At 30.7% G+C, this 22,334-nt stretch carries 17 protein-coding genes; 9 read left to right on the forward strand and 8 right to left on the reverse strand.

The window, feature by feature from the left end; genetic code table 11:
* Positions 1–39: 39 nt before the first annotated feature.
* Genes trpA through Q0L44_RS10565 form a run of 8 tightly spaced genes read right to left on the reverse strand, consistent with a single transcriptional unit; the run spans position 40 to position 7,085 of the window.
* A complete protein-coding gene (trpA, locus tag Q0L44_RS10530) occupies positions 40–804 on the reverse strand; it encodes a tryptophan synthase subunit alpha (protein ID WP_296638257.1) in 765 nt (254 codons plus the stop codon).
* 2 nt (positions 805–806) lie between these two features.
* Entirely contained in the window at positions 807–1,991 is a 1,185-nt protein-coding gene (gene trpB / locus Q0L44_RS10535) for a tryptophan synthase subunit beta (protein ID WP_296638259.1), read from the reverse strand.
* A gap of 49 nt (positions 1,992–2,040) precedes the next feature.
* Positions 2,041–2,715, reverse strand: a complete 675-nt coding sequence (locus tag Q0L44_RS10540; RefSeq protein WP_296638260.1) for a phosphoribosylanthranilate isomerase — start codon at positions 2,713–2,715, stop codon at positions 2,041–2,043.
* A gap of 17 nt (positions 2,716–2,732) precedes the next feature.
* On the reverse strand, positions 2,733–3,212 hold the full coding sequence (locus Q0L44_RS10545; protein WP_296638263.1) for a DNA-deoxyinosine glycosylase: 480 nt from the start codon (positions 3,210–3,212) through the stop codon (positions 2,733–2,735).
* On the reverse strand, positions 3,212–4,000 hold the full coding sequence (trpC, locus tag Q0L44_RS10550; protein ID WP_296638266.1) for an indole-3-glycerol phosphate synthase TrpC: 789 nt from the start codon (positions 3,998–4,000) through the stop codon (positions 3,212–3,214). The genes Q0L44_RS10545 and trpC overlap by 1 nt, the downstream gene beginning before the upstream one ends.
* Positions 4,001–4,054: 54 nt before the next feature.
* On the reverse strand, positions 4,055–5,044 hold the full coding sequence (gene trpD, locus Q0L44_RS10555; RefSeq protein ID WP_296638270.1) for an anthranilate phosphoribosyltransferase: 990 nt from the start codon (positions 5,042–5,044) through the stop codon (positions 4,055–4,057).
* A gap of 29 nt (positions 5,045–5,073) precedes the next feature.
* On the reverse strand, positions 5,074–5,679 hold the full coding sequence (locus Q0L44_RS10560) for an aminodeoxychorismate/anthranilate synthase component II (protein ID WP_296638272.1): 606 nt from the start codon (positions 5,677–5,679) through the stop codon (positions 5,074–5,076).
* Positions 5,680–5,693: 14 nt separating this feature from the next.
* Positions 5,694–7,085: an anthranilate synthase component I family protein gene (locus Q0L44_RS10565; RefSeq protein WP_296638275.1), complete on the reverse strand. Its 1,392-nt coding sequence runs from the start codon at positions 7,083–7,085 to the stop codon at positions 5,694–5,696.
* A gap of 665 nt (positions 7,086–7,750) precedes the next feature.
* On the opposite strand from Q0L44_RS10565, the gene Q0L44_RS10570 reads away from it, so the two are divergent.
* From Q0L44_RS10570 to Q0L44_RS10610, 9 genes are all read left to right on the forward strand, one after another.
* A complete protein-coding gene (locus Q0L44_RS10570) occupies positions 7,751–8,020 on the forward strand; it encodes a hypothetical protein (protein ID WP_296638277.1) in 270 nt (89 codons plus the stop codon).
* A gap of 3 nt (positions 8,021–8,023) precedes the next feature.
* Complete coding sequence (locus Q0L44_RS10575; protein ID WP_296638279.1) at positions 8,024–9,424, forward strand: amidase family protein; 1,401 nt, start codon at positions 8,024–8,026, stop codon at positions 9,422–9,424.
* Positions 9,424–12,756, forward strand: coding sequence for a bifunctional amidotransferase subunit GatB/aspartate--tRNA ligase AspS (gatB/aspS, locus tag Q0L44_RS10580; RefSeq protein WP_296638281.1), 3,333 nt, complete (start codon positions 9,424–9,426; stop codon positions 12,754–12,756). Before Q0L44_RS10575 ends, gatB/aspS begins: the two co-directional genes overlap by 1 nt.
* Positions 12,757–13,041: 285 nt before the next feature.
* The gene (gene gyrB, locus Q0L44_RS10585; RefSeq protein ID WP_296638284.1) at positions 13,042–14,979 is read left to right on the forward strand and encodes a DNA topoisomerase (ATP-hydrolyzing) subunit B; all 1,938 of its coding nucleotides are present in this window, start codon (positions 13,042–13,044) and stop codon (positions 14,977–14,979) included.
* 213 nt (positions 14,980–15,192) lie between these two features.
* Positions 15,193–16,233 carry a DUF6588 family protein gene (locus Q0L44_RS10590; protein ID WP_296638287.1) on the forward strand — a complete coding sequence of 347 codons (1,041 nt, stop codon included), beginning with the start codon at positions 15,193–15,195 and terminating at the stop codon, positions 16,231–16,233.
* A gap of 131 nt (positions 16,234–16,364) precedes the next feature.
* Complete coding sequence (gene mdh / locus Q0L44_RS10595) at positions 16,365–17,291, forward strand: malate dehydrogenase (protein ID WP_296638289.1); 927 nt, start codon at positions 16,365–16,367, stop codon at positions 17,289–17,291.
* A gap of 92 nt (positions 17,292–17,383) precedes the next feature.
* Positions 17,384–17,980 carry a hypothetical protein gene (locus tag Q0L44_RS10600; RefSeq protein WP_296638290.1) on the forward strand — a complete coding sequence of 199 codons (597 nt, stop codon included), beginning with the start codon at positions 17,384–17,386 and terminating at the stop codon, positions 17,978–17,980.
* Between the two features lie 156 nt (positions 17,981–18,136).
* Positions 18,137–21,106 carry a protein translocase subunit SecDF gene (gene secDF / locus Q0L44_RS10605; RefSeq protein ID WP_296638292.1) on the forward strand — a complete coding sequence of 990 codons (2,970 nt, stop codon included), beginning with the start codon at positions 18,137–18,139 and terminating at the stop codon, positions 21,104–21,106.
* Positions 21,107–21,193: 87 nt separating this feature from the next.
* Positions 21,194–22,312 carry an adenylate kinase gene (locus Q0L44_RS10610; RefSeq protein ID WP_296638293.1) on the forward strand — a complete coding sequence of 373 codons (1,119 nt, stop codon included), beginning with the start codon at positions 21,194–21,196 and terminating at the stop codon, positions 22,310–22,312.
* Positions 22,313–22,334: the final 22 nt, after the last annotated feature.

The following is a 22,334-nucleotide window of genomic DNA, read 5'->3' on the forward strand; positions in this document are numbered from 1 at the left end:
ATGTTTTTAACATCGCTTTTTTTTACCAATAATTACTAGTTACCTAATTCCAGAGATAAAAGGTTCAATACCTGAAACTCCAGATTGTTTTATACTTTTAATAAAAGCAGAACCAATAATAGCTCCATTTGCATAAGAACATGCTGTACTAAAAGTTTTATGATCAGAAATACCAAAACCTATAATTAACTTACTTTTTAAGTTCAGCGCTTTTATTCTTTCAAAGTAGGCAATTTGCTGGTTAGAAATTTCGCCTTTTGCACCAGTAATAGATGCAGAGGCAACTACATAAATAAAAGCATTGGTATAATTATCTATCTTATGGATACGTTCTTTTGAAGTATGAGGTGTAATTAAAAAAACGTTTGTTAACCCATATTTATTAAACAATTCCTGGTAATGGTTTTCGAACTCTACCATTGGTAAATCAGGAATAATTAACGTATCTATTCCACATTCAATTACCTTTTTACAAAATTTATCCTCTCCATATTTAAGCATTTGATTTAAATAACCCATTAACACTAAAGGCGTTTTATTGGTATCTTTAATCTCCATTAACTGCTCAAAAACAACATCTAAATTAATTCCATTTTTTAAAGCTTGCTGACTACTATCTTGTATGGTTGGCCCATCTGCTAAAGGATCTGAATAAGGTAAACCTACCTCAATAAAATCGACATTATTAGCTTCTAATGCTTTAATTACTTTATTAGTGTCATTTAGTTCAGGATAGCCACAGGTAAAATAAATTGATAAAAGATTTTGATCTTTCTGTTCGAATATTTTTTGAATTGAATTCATGCTTAATCTTCTAAATATTGTATAAATGTTTCTAAATCCTTGTCTCCTCTTCCAGATAGATTGATAACAACAACTTGATCTTTCTTAAAATCTATTTTAGGTAAAACAGCTAAAGCATGTGCAGTTTCTAAAGCAGGAATAATACCTTCTAACTTCGTTAACTCAAAACCAGCAGCCAAAGCTTCCTTGTCTGTTGCATTCATAAATTTTGCTCTTCCACTCTCATACAAATAAGCATGTAGAGGACCAACACCAGGATAATCTAACCCTGCAGAAATAGAATAAGGCTCTACAATTTGTCCATAATCATCTTGCATTAAAATGGTTTTAGAACCATGTATAATACCCACTTCACCCAATTGAGAAGTTGCTGCACTTTCACCTGAATTTACGCCTAAACCTGCAGCCTCAACAGCAATTAATTCTACATCTTCATCATCAAAATAATGATAAAAAGCACCAGCAGCGTTAGAACCACCACCAACACAGGCTATAATTGTATCTGGATCTTCTTTACCCGTTTTCTCTTTTAACTGCCATTTCATTTCTTCAGAAATAGTAGCTTGTAAACGTGCAACCATATCTGGATGTGGATGAGGCCCTACAACAGAACCAATCAAATAGAAAGTTTCTGGGTTTTGAATCCAATAACGAATGGCTTCATTAGTAGCGTCTTTTAAAGTTTTAGAACCAGAAGTTGCAGGTACAATTTTGGCTCCTAACATTTTCATTCGAGCAACATTTGGTGCTTGACGAACAATGTCTTTTTCGCCCATAAAAACAGTACAATCTAAACCCATTAAAGCACAAACTGTAGCTGTTGCTACTCCATGCTGTCCTGCACCTGTCTCTGCTATAATTTTAGTTTTACCTAATTTTTTAGCAATTAAAATCTGACCAACAGTATTATTTACTTTATGAGCACCCGTATGACATAAATCTTCTCTTTTCAAATAAATATGAGCTCCATATTTTTCAGATAAAGTTTTTGCCAAATACAAAGGTGTAGGCCTACCCACAAAGTCTTTTAAAAGCGATTTGTACTCATCTTGAAATTCTTTAGATTCGATAATTTGAATGTAATTATCTTCTAACTCCTTCACATTTGGATGCAATAATTCAGGGATAAACGCTCCTCCAAATTGTCCAAAATATCCGTTTTTGTCTGGGTGAAATTTTGATTTCATAATTCTATATTTTGTAATCAATTACTATGTAAAATCGATTTAAAGGTGATTAAACAAATACTTCTTTTTTAAACTTTTCTAATTCTTCTATTTTTTTAACACCTGGCTTACTTTCAAACCTACTGTTTACGTCTAATGCATATATAGGTAAACCTAATTTTTGAATTTTCTTAACCTCTTCTGCTTCTTGCAAACCTATACCTCCGCTTAAAAAGAAAGGTTTATCAAATGGATAACCATATAGAACAGACCAATCAAATTGAGTTCCATTTCCTCCTCTTTCCTTTCCTTTTGTATCAAACAAAAAATAATGTACAACCTCTAAATAAGGTTCTAGCACATCAAAATTAAAGGACTCTTTAACTCCAAAAACCTTTATAATTTCAATCTCATTTTTTGAAATATAATGTTGATTTTTTCTCTTTTTAATAGACTTATTTTCTTCAATAAACAAAGTTCTTCTTTCTGATAAATGCTGTTTTAACTCTTTTACATAAGCTACAGATTCATCTCCATGCAACTGTATTGCGTCTAACCTATACTCTTCTATTAATGAAATTACAATTTCTAAATGCTCATTGACAAAAACACCTGTTTTTTTTATTTCATTCGAAAAGTCTGGAATAATTCCTTCAAAATTTCTTTTTGATTTTTCATAGAAAATAAAGCCCAGATAATCAGGCTGTAATTCAGCTACTTGCTGAATATTTTCTACATATTTCATTCCACAAACTTTTAGTTTCATACTATTTTCTCTTTCCAATTATTTAACTTTTCTCTGAACGAAAACCTTGTATTTGCTAGACTTGTAGACAAGACTACATCGTAAATTATACCCTCAATTTTGGTAAAATGTTTGCGATACAAATCATGTGCTTTTTGACCGTTAAAAATGATTTGTTTTATTGATGGATACATTTCTACAATCTCATTTATTGGATTTGGAACTTCATTTTTCACGTTCTGAGCACCTGGATTTATACGTTCTCCAAACTGCACTACATCCCAAATTGCAATATGGTTTCTTTTTAAAAAATCTATTCTTTGTGCATAGTTTTTACTAAATATTTCACCTGTCAATTCATAAACAATTTTCCAAAATGAATTTCCATTGTTTGCATAATATTCTTGTTTCCTTAATTCTAAATTTCCTGGTTTAGTTACTAAAATAAAAACTTTAGGATTTTGAGGTAAAACTGGATCTAAAGAAACTCTTTCCATTATTTAACTTGATTTATAAAGTCTTGACAAGCTTCTCCAGGATTATCAGTTTTCATAAAATTTTCTCCAATTAAAAACCCTTGAAATCCATATTCTTTTAAACCAGTAATAATTCTTGGATCAGAAATTCCGCTTTCTGAAACCTTAATACATGTATCTGGAATTTGATTTGCCAATTTTATTGAATGATCTAAATCAACCTCAAATGTTTTTAAATTACGGTTATTGATTCCTATAATCTTATTGTTTAAATCAGAAATTTTATCTAAATCTTCTTGTGTATGCACTTCATATAAAACCTCTAAACCTAAATCTGTAGCCAAATTTCCATAATTTTTTAATTCTTCTGATGTTAAACAAGAAGCTATTAATAAAATTACATCTGCTCCAATGGCTTTTGCTTCCACAATTTGAAAACCATCAACCACAAAATCTTTTCTTAGAATTGGTTTTGTTTGATTGATTATTCTTGCTTCCATCAAATCTGCCATTGTTCCTCCAAAGAAAGAAGTATCAGTTAAAATAGATTGCGCAGCTACGTTTGCATCTAAATATCCGTTTATAACCTCAGCAATTGTTGCTTTATCATTAATGATACCTTTAGATGGTGATTGACGTTTAAATTCTGCAATAATTCCAGTTGAACCTACTTCTAATAAAGACTTCTTTAAAGAGATTGGTGTCCTTTTAAATTTAGGACTTTCTACTAGTTTCTTGAGAGGCACATCTGCTTTTATTTTAGCAATTTCCTTCTTTTTAAATGCTATTATTTTGTCTAAAATCGTCATTTTATTAATCTCTTATTTTTATTGTTGTCTCTCCTAAAAAAGAGTATTATTCGTTTAACTTTGAACTAATTTGTTCAGGCATTCTTTTGCTTTACCTCCAAATAATGAATCCTTAGCCTCTTCAAATGCTTCACTAAATGCTTTTTTGTCATCTACAATATTTAGTGCAAAAGCAGCATTAGTAAGTACTACATTATTTTGAGCATCTGTACCTTCGCCCTCTAAAATAGTTCTAAAAATCTTTGCTGCATCAGCCACAGAATTTCCTCCAAAAATTTCAGATTGTTGTATTCTTTTCTGACATATATCTTCTGGATTTATTAATTGCTCTCCTTTTTTGGTAAACATTTTAAAACCGCTTGTCAATGAAATTTCATCATAACCATCTAAAGAATGTATAATTCCATAGTTGATATCTTCATCTTGTAGAATATAGTTATATAAACGTGCAACCTCTAGATTGAAGGTTCCTAACATATGGTTTTTAGGAGAACTAGGATTTACCAAGGGCCCAAGCATATTAAAAAATGTCTTTAATTTTAAAGCCTTTCTTGTAGGGCCAACAGCTTTCATTGCCGGGTGAAATTTTGGCGCATGTAAAAAACAAATATTGGCTTTGTCTAAATGATTTTTAAGTGTGTTTTCATCATTCGTGAATTCATAACCAAAACTGGCTAACATATCTGATGAACCAGATTTGGAAGACACAGAATAGTTACCATGTTTTGCAACTTTTTGACCTGTACCCGCAACAATAAAAGAGGTTAAAGTAGATATATTAAAAGTATCTTTTCCATCACCTCCAGTACCAACAATATCAATGGTATTAAAATCAGATAAATCTATTTTTATAGCCAATTCTTTTAAAGCGTCTCTGAAACCAGCAAGTTCATTAACTGTAATTGGTCTCATCATAAAAACAGTCATAAATGAAGCCAAATGCGCATCATTATATTTCTCTAAAGCAATGTCTTTTAAAACTTGTTTTGCTTCAAATTTGGTTAACCTTTCGTGATTGTATAATTTATTTAAAATTGCTTTCATAATATGCTGAATTTAATTCAGTATCTTTTTTATTTAGATGCTGAAACTAGTTCAGCATTCAACTCTGCAGAGTTGATAAAATTAGTCACCAATTGTTTACCAACATCTGTTAAAATAGATTCTGGATGAAATTGAACTGCAGAAATTTGATAAGCAACATGTTCAATAGCCTGAATTAAACCTTCTTCATCTCTAGCTGTGACCTTTATTTCATTTGGAAAACCTTCATCTGTTGCTGCCCAAGAATGATAACGCGCAGCTAAAAATGTTTCTGGAACATCTTTAAAAATTACTGCACTATTATCTGTAACCTTCATTTCTGTTGCTACTCCATGATACACATCATTTAAATTGATAATTTTACCCCCAAATACTTCTGTAATTGCCTGTAAGCCAAGGCAAACACCAAATATAGGTTTTACACCTGCATAGGTTTTAATAACTTCTTTTAAAATACCTGCTTCATCTGGAATTCCAGGTCCAGGAGACAGCATAATTAAATCGAATTCATCAATTTGATTAATACTTATTTCATCGTTTCTAAAAACTGCAGGAAAAGCACCTGTAATTTCTTCAACCATATGAACTAAGTTATAGGTGAATGAATCGTAGTTATCTATTATTAATATTTTCATTTTAAAAGCTAGTTTTAAATTTTTTCTGCTAGAATTAATGCTTTTTTCAAAGCTGCTAATTTGTTATTTACTTCTTGTAATTCTTTTTCTTCATCTGAGTGAATTACGATTCCTGCTCCTGCTTGATAATACAAGGTTTTATTTTTGCTCACAAAAGAACGTATTGCAATAGCTAAATTTACAGAACCATCTAAACCAATAATACCAACTGCACCACCATAAAATCCTCTAGATTGATTTTCATAATCATCAATTAATTGCATTGCCTTATATTTTGGTGCACCACTTAAAGTACCTGCAGGAAATGTATCCCCTACAATTTCTATTGGATTTCCTTTTAATTGTCCTGTTACAGTCGAAACTAAATGAATAACATGACTAAAATATTGTACTTCTTTAAAGACCTCTACTTCTACTTGATCTGAATGTTTACTTAAATCGTTTCTAGCTAAATCTACTAACATTACATGCTCTGCAGTTTCTTTTTTATCTTCAGAAAGCTTTTTACCTAACTTAATATCTTTAGCCATATCTCCTGTTCTTCTAAAAGTACCAGCAATAGGATTAATGGTTGCTTTACCTGCCGAAATTTTTATCTGTGCTTCAGGAGAAGAACCCATTAATTTAAAAGAACCGTAATCAAAATAAAATAAATAAGGTGATGGATTAATAGAACGTAAAGCTCTATATACATTAAACTCATCTCCTTTAAATTTTTGTTGAAATTGGCGTGATAAAACCAGTTGAAAAACATCTCCTCTTTTACAATGTGCTTTTGCTTTCTTTACATACTCAATAAACTCTTCACCTTTAACATTAGAAGTTTCTTCACCTACAATATCAAATTGATGTGTATTAAAAGCCTGCGCATTTATTAAAGTTTGAATTTCTTTAATTCTAGACTCAGTACCCTCTTCAATATTTTCTATCAAAGTCATTTCGTCATTAAAATGATTGATAGCAATAATAAATCTATAAAAACTGTATTGTAATAAAGGTATGGCTGAAGGAGCCTCATCAACTGTTAACTCTATATTCTCAAAATACTGCACAGAATCATAAGTAGTATACCCATACAAACCATTAAATGATTTTAATTCTGGAGGACAATCTAACTCAATTCTTTTACTATACTCTTCAAATATCTGGTTAAAATTTCTACCAATTTGTTTATTTTCTATTTCTACATTTTTATGAGAAATACTTAAATGATGATTTTCTGCTTTTATAGAAACTACTGGCTCAATAGCTATAAACGTAAAACTTTCGTCTTTACTATGATAATCTGAGCTTTCTAATAAAAGAGTATTTGCATACTTATCTCTAAAACGCAAATACAAACCAACAGGTGTTATTGTATCAGCAATTTTGGTTTTATGTATTGTTTTAAATTTTATATTCTTCATTGTATTGAATTGAAAAAGGCTTACCGTGAGATAAGCCTTTTTAATATATTTTACATACAGGTATAGTCTCACTTAATCATCAAGAGAGTTCCACCACCAAGATATGTTTTGTTTGTTAATCATTATTTTACAAATGTAAAAATGGTTTTTTATTTGAGCAAATTATATGTGAAGTATTTTAAAGATTTAAGTAATTTAAAGCAGAACTTATTTTTTTAAGCAGATAGCTTACATTTGTAAACTAAAATCAATAATTATTAGCATAATTATAACTGATGTGTAAAATATTGTTTACAATTAATACATTAATTTGTTTATTTATAAACCCAAACTTATGTTGGATTTGAATTTAATGAATTAAAAGAATGCGCTATTAATTTAACTATAAATTTTTAGTGCATTTTCTTAAAATTTTTATCAGATTGATATTTAAATTTAAGATTATTATCAAAACAATAAGTCTCAGATAAAATTAATAAAAATCAATTTTTATAGCATTCATTCTACATATATTTGCGAGTATAGTATACTAATTATGAGAAATATTAATAACAATCTTAATTTCATTAATCCTAATCTATAAGGAAGGAAGGTTGTTGTTTATTCAAATATTAATCTAACCTTCCTAGTTGGGAGGTTTTTTTTATGTATTAAATTATAAGAAAATGAGTAAAATTATGACAGTAGACATTTTGTCTAGCATTAAAGGAGCCCAGCCATCTGAAGCTGTAAATAAATTGTTTGATGTAATTAAAAATGCAAATCTGAATAATTCAAATGCCTTTAATAAAAATCATAACAATGCTGTTTCTCTAAATGATTTAAGAGAAGATGTAGTGATAAATAGCTCTGCTATAGAGAAAGAAATAATCATAGAGAATTTTCCAAAAGAGAAGAATGATTATTTAGTAGTTTCTAAAGTAATTGAGGAATAAATAATGGAATCGCAAATACACAAAATCCATCAGCAATTGATGGCCAAAGAATTTACTTGCACAAAACTGGTACAAGACAGATTAGATTTACTAAAATCTAATACTTATAATTCTGTAAATTCTTTGTTAGATAAAATAGCCTTAGAATTGGCTACAAAAGTTGATGCTAAAATTGAAAGCGGACAGGAAATCGGACTTTTAGAAGGAATTCCTTTCGGAATTAAAGATGTATATATGGTTCAAGGAACTTACACTACTGCAAGTTCTGATTTACTAAAAAATTACAAATCTGCTTATACAGCTACAGCAATTCAGAAATTATTAGATGCAGGAGCAATTCCTTTAGTAAAAGAAAATTGCGATTCTTTTGGTCATGGTTCATCTTCTGAAAACACCATTTTTGGTGCTGTAAAAAATGCCATTAATTCTGATTTAGTTTCAGGAGGTTCAAGTGGTGGTTCTGCTGTAAATGTTGCCAAAGATTACACTGTTTTTTCTATTGGTGGAGATACAGGAGGTTCAATTCGTCAGCCAGCTGGTTACAATAAAGTATTCGGATTAAAACCAACTTATGGTAAAATTTCTCGTTTTGGGTTGATGGCTTACGCATCTTCTACAGATTGTGTTGGGCCAATTGCAAAATCGATAGAAGATATTAGAATTGTTTTAAATGTAATGAGTGGTAAAGACATAAAAGATCTAACTACTTATCAATCAGAAAAAATATCCGAAGAAAGTATTTTAAATATTGATGAAATAAAAACCATTGGTTATTTTAAAAACTTTATAGAAAGTGATGCTATTGATGCCCAAGTTAAAGCTGATTTTTTAGCATCCATAGAAAAAATAAAAGGAAAAGGAATTGAAGTAAAAGAATTAGACTTTTTTGAATCTGATACTTTAGTTTCTACATACTACACTTTAGCAATGGCTGAAACTGCTTCTAATTTATCGAGATTAGATGGTACAAATTACGGAGCAAGAATTGAAGGTGATAATTTAAAGAATACCTATTCTATAACTCGTTCAGAAAATTTTTCTGATGAATCTAAAAGAAGAATTGTGGGTGGTAATCAAGTTTTATCTCAAGGTTTTTCTGATGAAATTTACTTAAAAGGCTTAAACTTAAGAGATCAGATTTCTAATAATTTCGAAAAAGATTTTAAGGAAGTTGATATTATTTTATCGCCAGTTACACCAAATACACCTCCAAAAATTGGAGAAAGCCTAAACAATCCTTTAGCAATGTATTTATCTGATGCTTATACAGTTGGATTTAGTTTAGGTAAATTACCAACATTAACAATACCAAAAGGAACTGGAACAGGTTTGCAAATTTCTGCAGCAAAAAATAATGATGCTTTGGTTTTACAATTCGCTAATTTCTTAAATGATTTGATATAATGGAGCTAGAGAAATTAAATGATTTATTAAAAAAACACGATTTAGAACTTGTAATTGGTTTAGAAACGCACGTTCGTTTAAACACAAAAACCAAGTTATTTTGTTCTTGTGCAAATACAGAATCTACACATCCTAATACCAATATATGTTCAGTTTGTACTGGTCAAATGGGAGTTTTACCATCAATAAATGCAGCAGCAATTACCAAAGCCATTTACTTCGGTAAATCAGTTCGTTCAACCTTTTCAAACGAGATTATCTCGTGGGATCGTAAACATTATGAATATCCAGATAATCCTAAAAATATACAGATTACACAGTTTCATAATCCTGTAATTCCTGATGGACAAGTTTCTTGTTTCAGAAATGATGGATCTCAATTTACAGTGAACTTAACGCAAGTTCATATTGAGGAAGATGCAGCAAAATTAATGCACGAAAAGAAAGTTTCTTTAGTAGATTTTAACAAAGCTGGTGTACCTTTAATTGAGATTGTAACTGAACCTTGTATCAGACATATAGAGGATGCTTCAACTTATGCTCAATACATCCAAAGGATTGTTCAGAATTTAAAAATATCCGAAGCAAATTTGGAGAAAGGTGAATTTAAATCTGATGTTTCTGTATCACTTAGAAAAAAACATAGTTACAATTTAAATCCACGCACAGAAATCAAAAACTTGAACTCTTTTAAGTTTATGATTGAGGCTTTAAAAGAAGAAGTTGAAAAGCAATTAAACTATTACATAGAACATAAAGAATTTAGACCAGACCAAACTACAGTATTGTTTGATGCAGATTTAAAGCAAACCAAAACAATGCGTAAAAAGGAGTTTGAAGCAGATTACAGATTTATTTCTGAACCAGATTTGCCTTTTGTAAATATTAAAAATGTTGTAGAAAGTATAGATGTTGATATTAGTTCTTTGCCTTTTGCAGTTGAATCTATTTTGATAAAAGGTGGTGTTTTACCACAAGATGCTAAGTTTTTTACTGCGGATTCTTTGCGTTCTGAAACCTTTATTGCTATAAACAATGTAATTAAAGATTCGTCTTTTGTTGCTAAAACTTTAGTAAATAATATTGGTGCAGATGAGTACGCAAATATTCATAATGTACATCAGCTAATTGAAATTTTCCAATTATTTAAAGCAGATAAAATTACGTCTGTTTTAGTTCAAAACGGAATTACAAGATATTTAAAAGACAGAACTTTCGATTACAATAAGTACTTTGAAGAAAATACAATTTCTGAAGATAAAATTAAAGGTGCTGTTCAACAACTAATTAATGAAAACGAAGCGATTGCCAACGACATTAAAAATGGAAATCAAGGTAAAGCCGGAATTTTAGTTGGTAAAGTCATCAAAATTATTGGTAAAGGAGCTTCAGGAAAAGTGATTCGTGAAGAGATTCTTAACGCTGTTAGCGGAAATTCAGCCCTTAGCAATTCGCCTTTAGCTATTAGCGAAAAACCAAGGGCTAAAAACCAACAGCCTACTGCTAAAAAAGATGATGAGCTGCAACAAACTCCAATTATAATAAAAGAAAATTACAGAACCCATAAAATATCAGAATTATCTGATGAATCAATTTATAAAGAAGTAACATTATCTGGTTGGGTTGCTAGTGTTAGAGATCATGGAGAATTAATTTTTATCGATTTACGTGATTCTTGTTATCAAGTTTTTCAGGTTCGTTTAAGTAGAGAAACTTTCCCAAATTTAGATGAATTGGTAAAATTAAAACCAGAAACTGTAATTATGGTTACTGGTGTTGTTGTTCAAAGAAGAGAAGATGATTATAATGCAGGTATAAGAACTGGTAAAATAGAACTTGAAACATCTGCATTAGAAATTTTAAACTTATCTAAAACTTTGCCTTTTGAAATTAAAAGAGCAATGAAAACCAATGAAAACGTTCGTTTTCAATACAAGTTTTTAGATCATAGAAATGATGAAGTTCGCAAGGCAATTGTAAACAGACATAAAGTAATTAAATTACTTCGTGATATTTTAGATGATGAAGAATTCCTAGAAATAGAAACCCCGATTTTAACTGCTGGTACAGATGAAGGTGCAAGAGAATTTATTGTACCAACAAGAAAACAAGCTGGTTCTTTTTATACATTACCACAAGCACCTCAACAATTTAAGCAAATGTTGATGGTTGGGGGATTTGAGAAATACTTTCAAATTGCACGTTGTTTTAGAGATGAAGATTCTAGAGGTGATAGACAACCAGAATTTACACAACTAGATATAGAAATGGCATACGCAAGTATGCAGCAAATTATAGATTTAAACACGAGAATGTTTAATGAAATAGTGAAAAAAATCTATGGTAAAAAATGGATTTTACGTCCGTTTGAAGTAATTACTTACAAAGAAGCTATGTATAAATATGGCTGTGATAGACCAGATTTACGTTATGGTTTAGAAATGCAAGACATTACAGAAATTGTAAAAGACACCTCTTTTCAGGTGTTTAGCAAGCCTATTGATGAAGGCGGAATTGTAAAATGTATTAAAGTTTCTGCGGAAGAACAAGGAAACAAACGTATGTCTAAAGGTCAAATAGAAAACCTGACTGCAATTGCGCAACAAAATGGTTTAGGTGGTCTCGCTTATATTATTGTAAATGAAAACGATTTACAATCTCCAATTATTAAGTTTTTGGGAGAAGAAATTGCTGCAAATATCATAAAAGTTACAGATACTAAAATAGGTGATATTGTCTTTTTCTCTGCTGCTGATTACGCAACTGCAAACAAAGCTTTAGATGCTGTACGTCAAGAAATGGGTCGAATTTTAAAGTTGATAAATCCGAAGGAATTAAGACCTGCTTGGGTTGTAGATTTCCCAATGTTCGAAAAAACGGATGAAGGCAGATGGACGTTCACACACAATCCATTTTCAATGCCAGCTGTTTATGATTTAGAGAAACATATGAATGGTGAAGGTGAAGAAATTGGAACAATCATAGCCCAACAATATGACTTAATTTTAAACGGTTATGAAATTGGTGGTGGTTCTGTGCGTGCACACAAAGCAGAAATTTTAGAAGCAACCTACAAAAATATGGGTTACAATAAAGAGGAAATGCTAAAAAGTGTTGGCACCATGTATAAAGCGTTTCAATATGGAGCACCTCCTCATGGAGGAATTGCTTGGGGAGTAGATAGGTTAATGATGATTTTAGAGAAAAAAACTTCAATTAGAGAAGTTATGGCTTTTCCTAAAACAGGAACATCTGAAGACTTATTATTTAATGCGCCTTCAATTTTATCAGATAAAAAAGTAGAAGAAATGAATGTGAAGATCATAAAATAAAATCAACACTCAAAACCTTAAACAAATTAATTAATCAAAACCTTGCATTTACGAAGTTTTTAATTTTTTTTAAAAAATAATCACAAAACAAAAAACACAAAACCACACGAAATGTGGTTTTAAGACGATTTAAGACATTTTTAGATTTTTCAACAAATGTTAATAATTTGAATGCAAGATTGCTTAAAAAGCTTAAAAATAAGTTTAAAAATTGTAAATTTGAATTTAAAGCATTGTCTATATAGACAATAATTATCAACCTAGAAATAATAATTCACTTTTATAATGAGCGAAGAAAAAAAACATAATTATGATGCTTCTAGTATTCAGGCATTAGAAGGTATGGAGCATGTTAGAATGCGTCCTTCTATGTATATTGGAGATGTTGGTGTTAGAGGTTTACATCATTTGGTTTATGAAGTTGTAGACAACTCTATTGATGAAGCTATGGGCGGTTATTGTGACACTATTAATGTTACAATTAACGAAGACAATTCAATTACCACTAAAGATAATGGACGTGGAATCCCTATTGGCTTACACAAAAAAGAAGGCGTTTCTGCATTACAAGTAGTGATGACAAAAATTGGTGCTGGTGGTAAATTTGATAAAGATTCTTATAAAGTTTCTGGAGGTTTACATGGAGTTGGTGTTTCTTGTGTAAATGCATTATCAGATCACTTAACAGCAACAGTCCACAAAGAAGGTAAAGTTTGGCAACAAGAATACGAAAAAGGTAAAACTTTATATCCAGTAAAAACTATTGGAGAAACAGATTTTACGGGTACTATCGTAACTTTTTTACCAGACAAATCTATTTTTACGCAAAGCACTGAGTATAATTATGAAACCCTAGCTACAAGAATGCGTGAATTAGCGTATTTAAACAAGGGAATTACAATTACTTTGACTGATAAAAGAAATACAGATGATGAAGGTAATTTTATCTCAGAAACTTTTCATTCTGATAAAGGGTTACCAGAATTTATTGAATATTTAGATTCTACTCGTGAGCAATTAATTGCGAATGTAATTTCTATGGAAGGTGAAAAAAACGGCATTCCTGTAGAAGTTGCAATGGTTTATAATACCTCATATGCAGAGAATTTACATTCTTACGTGAATAACATAAACACACATGAAGGTGGTACTCATTTATCCGGTTTCAGACGTGGTTTAACTGGTACTCTAAAAAAATATGCTGACGAATCTGGTTTACTTAAAAATGTAAAGTTTGATATTGCTGGTGATGATTTTAGAGAGGGTTTAACTGCTATTGTATCTGTAAAAGTTGCAGAACCTCAATTTGAAGGACAAACAAAAACCAAATTAGGAAATAGAGAAGTAACTTCTGCAGTATCTCAGGCTGTATCTGAAATGCTTACAGATTACTTAGAAGAAAACCCTAATGATGCAAAAACTATTGTTCAAAAAGTAATTTTAGCTGCAACTGCAAGACATGCAGCAAGAAAAGCTAGAGACATGGTTCAACGTAAAAGTGTCATGTCTATTGGTGGTTTACCTGGTAAATTATCTGACTGCTCAGAAACTGATCCTGCTCAATGTGAAATTTTCTTAGTTGAGGGAGATTCTGCAGGTGGAACAGCTAAACAAGGTAGAGATAGAAACTTTCAAGCCATACTTCCACTTCGTGGTAAAATCTTGAACGTAGAAAAAGCAATGCAACACAAGGTTTTTGAAAATGAAGAAATCAAAAATATGTTCACTGCTTTAGGTGTTTCTATTGGTACAGAAGAAGATCCAAGAGCGCTAAACTTATCGAAAATAAGATATCATAAAGTAGTTATTATGTGTGATGCCGATGTTGATGGTTCCCATATTGCTACCTTAATCTTAACGTTCTTCTTTAGATATATGAGAGAAATGGTAGAGCAAGGTTATATTTACATTGCTACACCTCCTTTATATTTGGTTAAAAAAGGACAAAAAAGAGAATATGCCTGGGATGACAATCAACGAGATTTAATTGCTCAGCAAATGGGAGGCTCTGTAAACATTCAACGTTACAAAGGTCTTGGAGAAATGAATGCAGAACAACTTTGGGATACTACAATGAATCCTGAATTTAGAACTTTAAGAAAAGTTGTTATTGATAGTCCTACAGAAGCAGATAGAGTATTCTCTATGCTTATGGGAGACGAAGTTCCTCCAAGAAGAGACTTTATAGAAAGAAATGCAAAATATGCAAACATAGACGTTTAAACACGTCGATTTCTAAACTACCTAAACACACCTCAAGATTTTGAAGTGTGTTTATTTGTTTTGATTACATTTTTTTTCATATCAAAATAGTAAAAAATAATATAAAAAAATACTGTGTAATTTTTTAATTTTTCAAAAAAAAAACGAAAGATAACACCATCAAAATTTGTAATTTTAAGGACGAAAAATCATTGATAATAAAATTAAATAAAAATGAAAAAATGTATTTTAATTTTTGTTGTGGTGTTAACATTCTCATTTCAAACAAAAGCACAGAGTGGTTTCGAAAATATTTTACTTGCTGATGTAAATGATTCTCAAAAGCTGATGCAAGCCTATTTTGCACCTGGAATGGATGGATTTATTAATGCAATGAATGGTGGCTGGTATCACACAGCTAAAGTGCATAAGAAATTTGGTTTCGATATTTCAATCGGAGCTAGTGGATCACAAATTCCATCAGAAAAAGATCTTATTAATATTGCTGCTTTAGAGCTTTCAAGCAGTTTAACTTCAAGTTCATCTACAACACCTTCTTTTTCTGGTTCAGATGGTGGAGCTAATTTCCAAGTAAACACAACTGTGCAAGGACAAAATGTTACAGCAGATTTCACAGCTCCTGGAGGTGTTAATTTACCCGCAAACTTAGTACCTGCTCCAGCTGTGCAAATTGGTTTAGGACTTCCTTGGAAACTTGAAGCAATAGTTAGATTTGTACCAGATATCAATTTTGGAGACGATCAAGATGAAAGTTCTTTAAATATGTTTGGTGTTGGTCTTAAAAAAGAGATTACAGATTGGTTTGGTCCTTTAAATAAAACTCCTCTGCACGTTTCACTTTTGGCAGCATACACAACTATGACAGTTAGCTATGGAATAGCAGATATAACTTCAGGATCTATAAGAACACAAAATGCTTTGGCTGAATTTGATTTAAATGCATTTACTGTACAAGCAATTGCATCTTTAAACTTCCCTTTTATTAATGTGTATGGTGGTTTAGGCTTTAATTCTGGCTCATCTTCATTTAATATGTCTGGGCAATATACAGGTGTTTTTGAAACTGGTTTTCCTGCACCAATTGATACAGTTACTAAAACATTAGCAATCCCTTCTAACTTAGATTTCAATTCTAATGGAATGGCAGCAACTATTGGTGCTCGATTAAGCTTAGGTTTTTTCAAAATCTATGGAAGTTATGCTCTACAGGAATATAATACCGCCAATTTAGGTATAGCATTTAGCATAAGGTAGTTTGTTACAAAATACAACAAAAAAAGACAACTCGTTGAGTTGTCTTTTTTTTATGATATATATCACATTCAAATATTTTTTATGTTGTATTTTTGCATAGGCATATATTAATATAATTAAAATAAATAAAAATGAAAATTACAGTAGTTGGTGCAGGAGCAGTTGGTGCAAGTTGTGCAGAATATATAGCAATTAAAGATTTTGCATCTGAAGTTGTTTTGTTAGACATTAAAGAAGGTTATGCAGAAGGTAAAGCAATGGACTTAATGCAAACAGCATCTCTAAACGGTTTTGATACAAAAATTACTGGAAGTACAAATGATTACTCAAAAACTGCAGGGTCAAACATTTGCGTAATAACCTCTGGTATTCCTAGAAAACCAGGTATGACTCGCGAAGAATTAATTGGCATTAACGCAGGTATTGTAAAAACAGTTTCTGCTAGCTTAATCGAACACTCTCCAGAAACTATAATCATTGTAGTTTCTAATCCAATGGATACTATGACTTATTTAGTTCATAAAACTACAAGTTTACCAAAAAATAGAATTATTGGTATGGGTGGAGCATTAGATTCAGCTCGTTTTAAATATAGATTAGCAGAAGCATTAAAAGCACCTATTTCTGATGTTGATGGAATGGTAATTGGTGGTCATTCAGACAAAGGAATGGTACCTTTAACACGTTTAGCTACTCGTAATTCTTTGCCAGTTTCAGAATTTATATCAGACGATAGATTAGAGCAAGTGAAGCAAGATACTAAAGTTGGTGGTGCAACTTTAACAGGTTTATTAGGCACTTCTGCATGGTATGCTCCAGGAGCTGCAGTTTCTGGTTTAGTACAAGCAATTGCTTGCGACCAAAAGAAAATATACCCATGTTCTACTTTATTAGAAGGAGAATATGGTTTAAATGACTTATGTATTGGTGTACCTGTAGTATTGGGTAAAAACGGTATAGAAAGTATTGTAGAAATTAATTTAAGTGATGCAGAAAAAGATCATTTAAAAGAATCTGCAGAGGGCGTTTCTAAAACAAATGGTTTACTAGAACTATAGTAAATCACTAATTTCATATTAAATAGATTGCTTTTAAATCAGTTAAAAGCAATCTATTTTTTTATATTTGAGGTATGAACACAAAATGGTACTTGAGTACACTTTTAGTTTTATTCATTTTTCTTGGAACTATCCAAGAAAAAAAACCTGCACCTAATCAAGAAATTGTTTTAGAGTTTACCAATTCTACAATAAATGAGTTAGAAAAGGAGAAAACAATTATCGATCTAAAAAAACGATTAGCAAAGGTTGGTGCTTCAAATATTCAAATTCAGAAATCAAAAAATGGCAACCTAAAAATTGCATATTATAGTGCAGAACACGTTTCTAATATAAAAGATGCGCTTTCTATAAAAGGAGATGTATCAAACAATATTTCTAAATTTCCTTTAGAAGAGAACAATTATCTATCAGAAAAAACAGCAACATTTAATATTGATGTTTATGAAATAGATACAAGCAGTTACTCTTCTAATTGTAATGGTAATTCTATTCTAGAAATTAAATATGATTCAGATAGATTTACAACCATGCAAAACTATGGTTCATCATCTAAATTAACATTACTAGGAAGCAAAAAAACTTATAAATTAAAATCTAAATTTTGCAATGCAAATCAAATTGTAAAAAATAGTACTTCGCATAATATTCCAGAAGTTAGAGCTGGACCACATCCCTATTTTTCTTAAAAAGAAAACTGTTTTCTCGGTAAAAGAAAAAAAATCAGAATTAAAATGTACTCAAAGTTCTGAAAACAAATTATTAAACAAAATTAAATGTCAAAAAAGTTCGAGAAGTTATCTATATTTGCTCGTTTTTAAAATTTTTGACTAAAACCATACAAAATGCAAAACAAAGGATTAATCAAATTATTCGCCATCCTTTTCGGATTAGTAAGTTTATATCAACTTTCATTTACCTTCTTAGCCAACAAAGTAGAAGAAGATGCAGTTGCATATTCAAACGAAAAAAATGTAGAAAGTGATGCAAGAGCAAAGGCTAAATTCGAAAGAAACTATTTAGATAGCGTTGCCAATAAAGAAATCATCGATTTAGGTATTGGAAAATATACGTATAACGATGTAAAAGACAAAGAAATGAATCTTGGTCTTGATTTAAAAGGTGGTATTAATGCAATTCTACAAGTTTCTGTAAAAGAAGTTCTAAAAAGTTTATCAAACGAATCTGAAAATGTTGCGTTTAATACAGCCCTAGAAAATGCTGATGAAAGACAAAAAAACAGTAATTTAAATTACTTAGATTTATTTTTTGAAGAATTCGAGAAAGTAGCTGGTGATACAAAATTAAGTGATCCTTCTATATTTGGTACAAAAGCGTTAAGTGATAAAATTGCTTTTAACGAAGCAAATATAACTGTTAGAGAAACATTACAAGAAGAGATTAATAGCTCTATAGGTACTGCTTTTGAGGTATTAAGAAGTAGGATTGATAAATTTGGAGTAACGCAACCTAATATCCAAAGAATTGGAAATTCTGGTAGAATTCAAATAGAATTACCAGGAGCGAAAGATATTGAACGTGTAACAAAATTAATTACAAGCAAGGCTGAGTTACAGTTTTGGGAAGTATACACTAACGCAGAAGTTCAGAACTTTTTGTTTGCAGCAAATGCAAAAGTTTCTGAAATGCTAGAGGATAATACCACACCTGATACACAAGAAGAGACTAAAAAAGATGATATCGATGAGTTATTAGGTGAAGAAGCAGACTCTACTAAGGTTAAAAAGAATTTATTTACGTATTTATTCCCTAATGTAGCACAATCTCAGCAACAATTAAGCTCTTTGGTTGCAAATGCAAGAGTATTAGATACTGCAACTGTAAATAATTTATTAGCTAAAAAAGAGGTTAGAGCATTATTGTCTCCTGAACTTAAATATGTGAAGTTTTTATGGGATTACAAATCTGTTAAAGGAAATGATGGGTCAGAAATTATTGGTCTTTATGCCGTTAAAGGAAATAGAAATGATAAACCAACTATAGAAGGTGATGTTATTTTAGACGCTGGTCAGGTATTTGATCAATTAAATAAACCAGAAGTAAGCATGACTATGAATAGCTCTGGAACAAAGCAATGGGCTAAAATGACAGCAGATAATGTTGGTAATTTTGTTGCTGTTGTTTTAGATGACTATGTATATACTGCACCTTCTGTAAATCAAGCCATTACCGGTGGTAGAACTTCTATTTCTGGTGGTAGTATGACAGTTGCTGAAGCAGAAGATATTGCAACCGTATTAAAAGCTGGTAAATTACCTGCAACTGCAAGAATTATTCAAATAGAGGTTGTTGGGCCATCATTAGGTCAAGAAGCAATTGATGCAAGTTTCCTTTCTTTTGGGTTAGCAATTATCTTGGTATTACTATGGATGATTCTATACTATGGTAAAGCGGGTGCTTATGCAAATGTTGCTTTAATTGTAAACATTTTATTCATTTTTGGTGTTTTAGCATCATTTAATGCTGTTTTAACTTTACCTGGTATTGCTGGTATTATTTTAACTATTGGTATGTCTGTAGATGCCAACGTTATTATTTTCGAAAGAATTAAAGAAGGTCTTTTCAAAAAGAAAGGTTTAAAGCAATCTGTAGAAGAAGGTTTCTCTATTAAAGGAGCTTTATCTGCAATTATAGATGCAAATATTACAACTTTATTAACAGGTATTATTCTTTATGTTTTTGGTACAGGACCAATTAAAGGTTTTGCATTAACATTAATGATTGGTATTGCAACATCATTATTTACAGCTGTGTTTATTACACGTTTGTTAATTGATAGTTCTGTAAATAAAGGATCTAATCTTACTTTCAATACATCACTCTCTAAAGGATGGTTCCAAAACATTAATGTAGAATTCTTAAAGAAACGTAAGATTGCATACATCATATCTGGAGCTATTATTTTAGCAGGGATTGCTTCTATCTTTTCGATAGGATTAAAGCAAGGTGTAGATTTTAAAGGAGGTAGATCTTATGTAGTTCGTTTTGACCAAGACATGAACGCTACAGAAGTAGCAGGTACTTTAAAAGATGCATTTGGTTCTGCTCCTGAAGTAAAAACTTATGGACAAGCAAATCAGTTAAAAATTACTACTGTTTACAAAATCGAAGAAGAAGGAACAGAAGTTGATGAAGAAGTACAAAATACTTTATTCACTGGTTTACAGCCTTATTTAGGTGATACTTTTTACGATAACTTTAAGCCAGGTTTTGAGAAGCAAGGTGCAGGTGTTATGAGTTTTATGAAAGTAGAACCTACAATTGCAGATGATATTAAAACATCAGCTTTGTATGCTGTATTTGGATCATTAATTGTAGTTTTCTTATACATCTTATTACGTTTTAGAAAAGTATCGTTCTCACTGGGTGCTGTAATTGCAGTATTCCATGATGTATTAATTGTATTGGGTGTATTCTCTATTACCTATAACTTTATGCCTTTTGATATGGAAATTGGCCAATCATTTATTGCAGCCATACTTACAGTAGTGGGTTACTCCCTAAATGATACTGTAGTAATATTCGATAGAATTAGAGAATTTGCTGGCTCTTATCCAAATTGGAAATATAGTAAAGTTGTAGACTCGGCATTAAGCTCTACATTAGGTAGAACTATAAATACCTCTTTAACTACTTTATTAGTAATGTTAGCGATCTTCTTATTTGGTGGAGATTCTATTAAAGGATTTATGTTTGCATTAATTGTGGGTGTAGTTGTAGGTACATACTCATCATTATTTGTAGCAACACCAATTATGTTTGACGCATCAAAAAAAGAAGAAAAGAAAAAATAATTTTATTTTTAAATATATGAAAACCGTTTTGAACTAAACTCAAAACGGTTTTTTCATTCCATTTACAGCACTTATATTTGCAAATTAATGAGTATTTTAAAACTTCATGATTTATATTTTAAGCCTTTTATAAGTAAGGCAGAAATACATGCAATTGTAAAACATTTAGCACAGCAAGTAAAACACGATTTACCAAAAAATGAAGTTCCTGTTTTTGTTGGAATTTTAAATGGGTGTTTTCTTTTTGCTGCAGATTTCATAAGAGAATTTAATGGAGATTGCGAAGTGTCTTTTGTTAAATTGGCATCTTATGAAGGCACATCATCTACTAATAATGTTAAAGAATTAGTAGGTATAAATGAAGATTTAACCAATAGAACTGTCATTATATTAGAAGATATTATAGATACTGGAAACACACTTCAAGAAATTTATAATATATTTAGAAATCAAAACGTAAAGCAACTTAAAGTTGTATCATTATTTTTTAAACCAGATGTTTTTAGGAAAGAATTACCTATAGATTATATTGGTAAAAGTATAGAAGACAAGTTTATTGTTGGATATGGCTTAGATTACAATGGTTTAGGAAGAAATTATCCAGAAATATATCAATTATCAACAACACCAAAAATGAAAAACATCGTATTATTTGGCCCTCCAGGAGCAGGAAAAGGAACACAAGCAAACTTTTTAAAAGAAATGTACCAATTTGTACATATTTCTACTGGAGATGTTTTTAGATTTAATATTAAAAATTCTACTGAGTTAGGCTTATTAGCAAAAAAATATATGGATGAAGGTGATTTAGTACCTGATGAAGTAACTATAAATATGCTAAAAGTAGAAGTAGAGAAAAATACAAATGCCAATGGTTTTATCTTTGATGGTTTTCCTAGAACACAATCTCAAGCAGAAGCTTTAGACGCTTTCTTAAGTGATAAAGGCGAACAGATTAATGGCATGATTGCTTTAGAAGTACCAGAAGATGTTTTAGTTACTCGATTGTTAGAAAGAGGTAAGACTAGTGGTAGAACAGATGATACAGACGAAAGTAAAATTAGAAATCGTTTTAAGGAATACAATACAAAAACGGCTATTCTAAAAGATTACTTTGATGCACAGAACAAATATTATGGGATTAATGGTGTTGGTTCTATAGAAGATATTACAAAAAGAATTTCTGAAGTTTTTGATACGCTATAATTAAACTTATTAATTACTAAAT

It is taken from the genome of Polaribacter sp., from assembly GCF_024639685.1.
Taxonomy (GTDB): Bacteria; Bacteroidota; Bacteroidia; order Flavobacteriales; family Flavobacteriaceae; genus Polaribacter.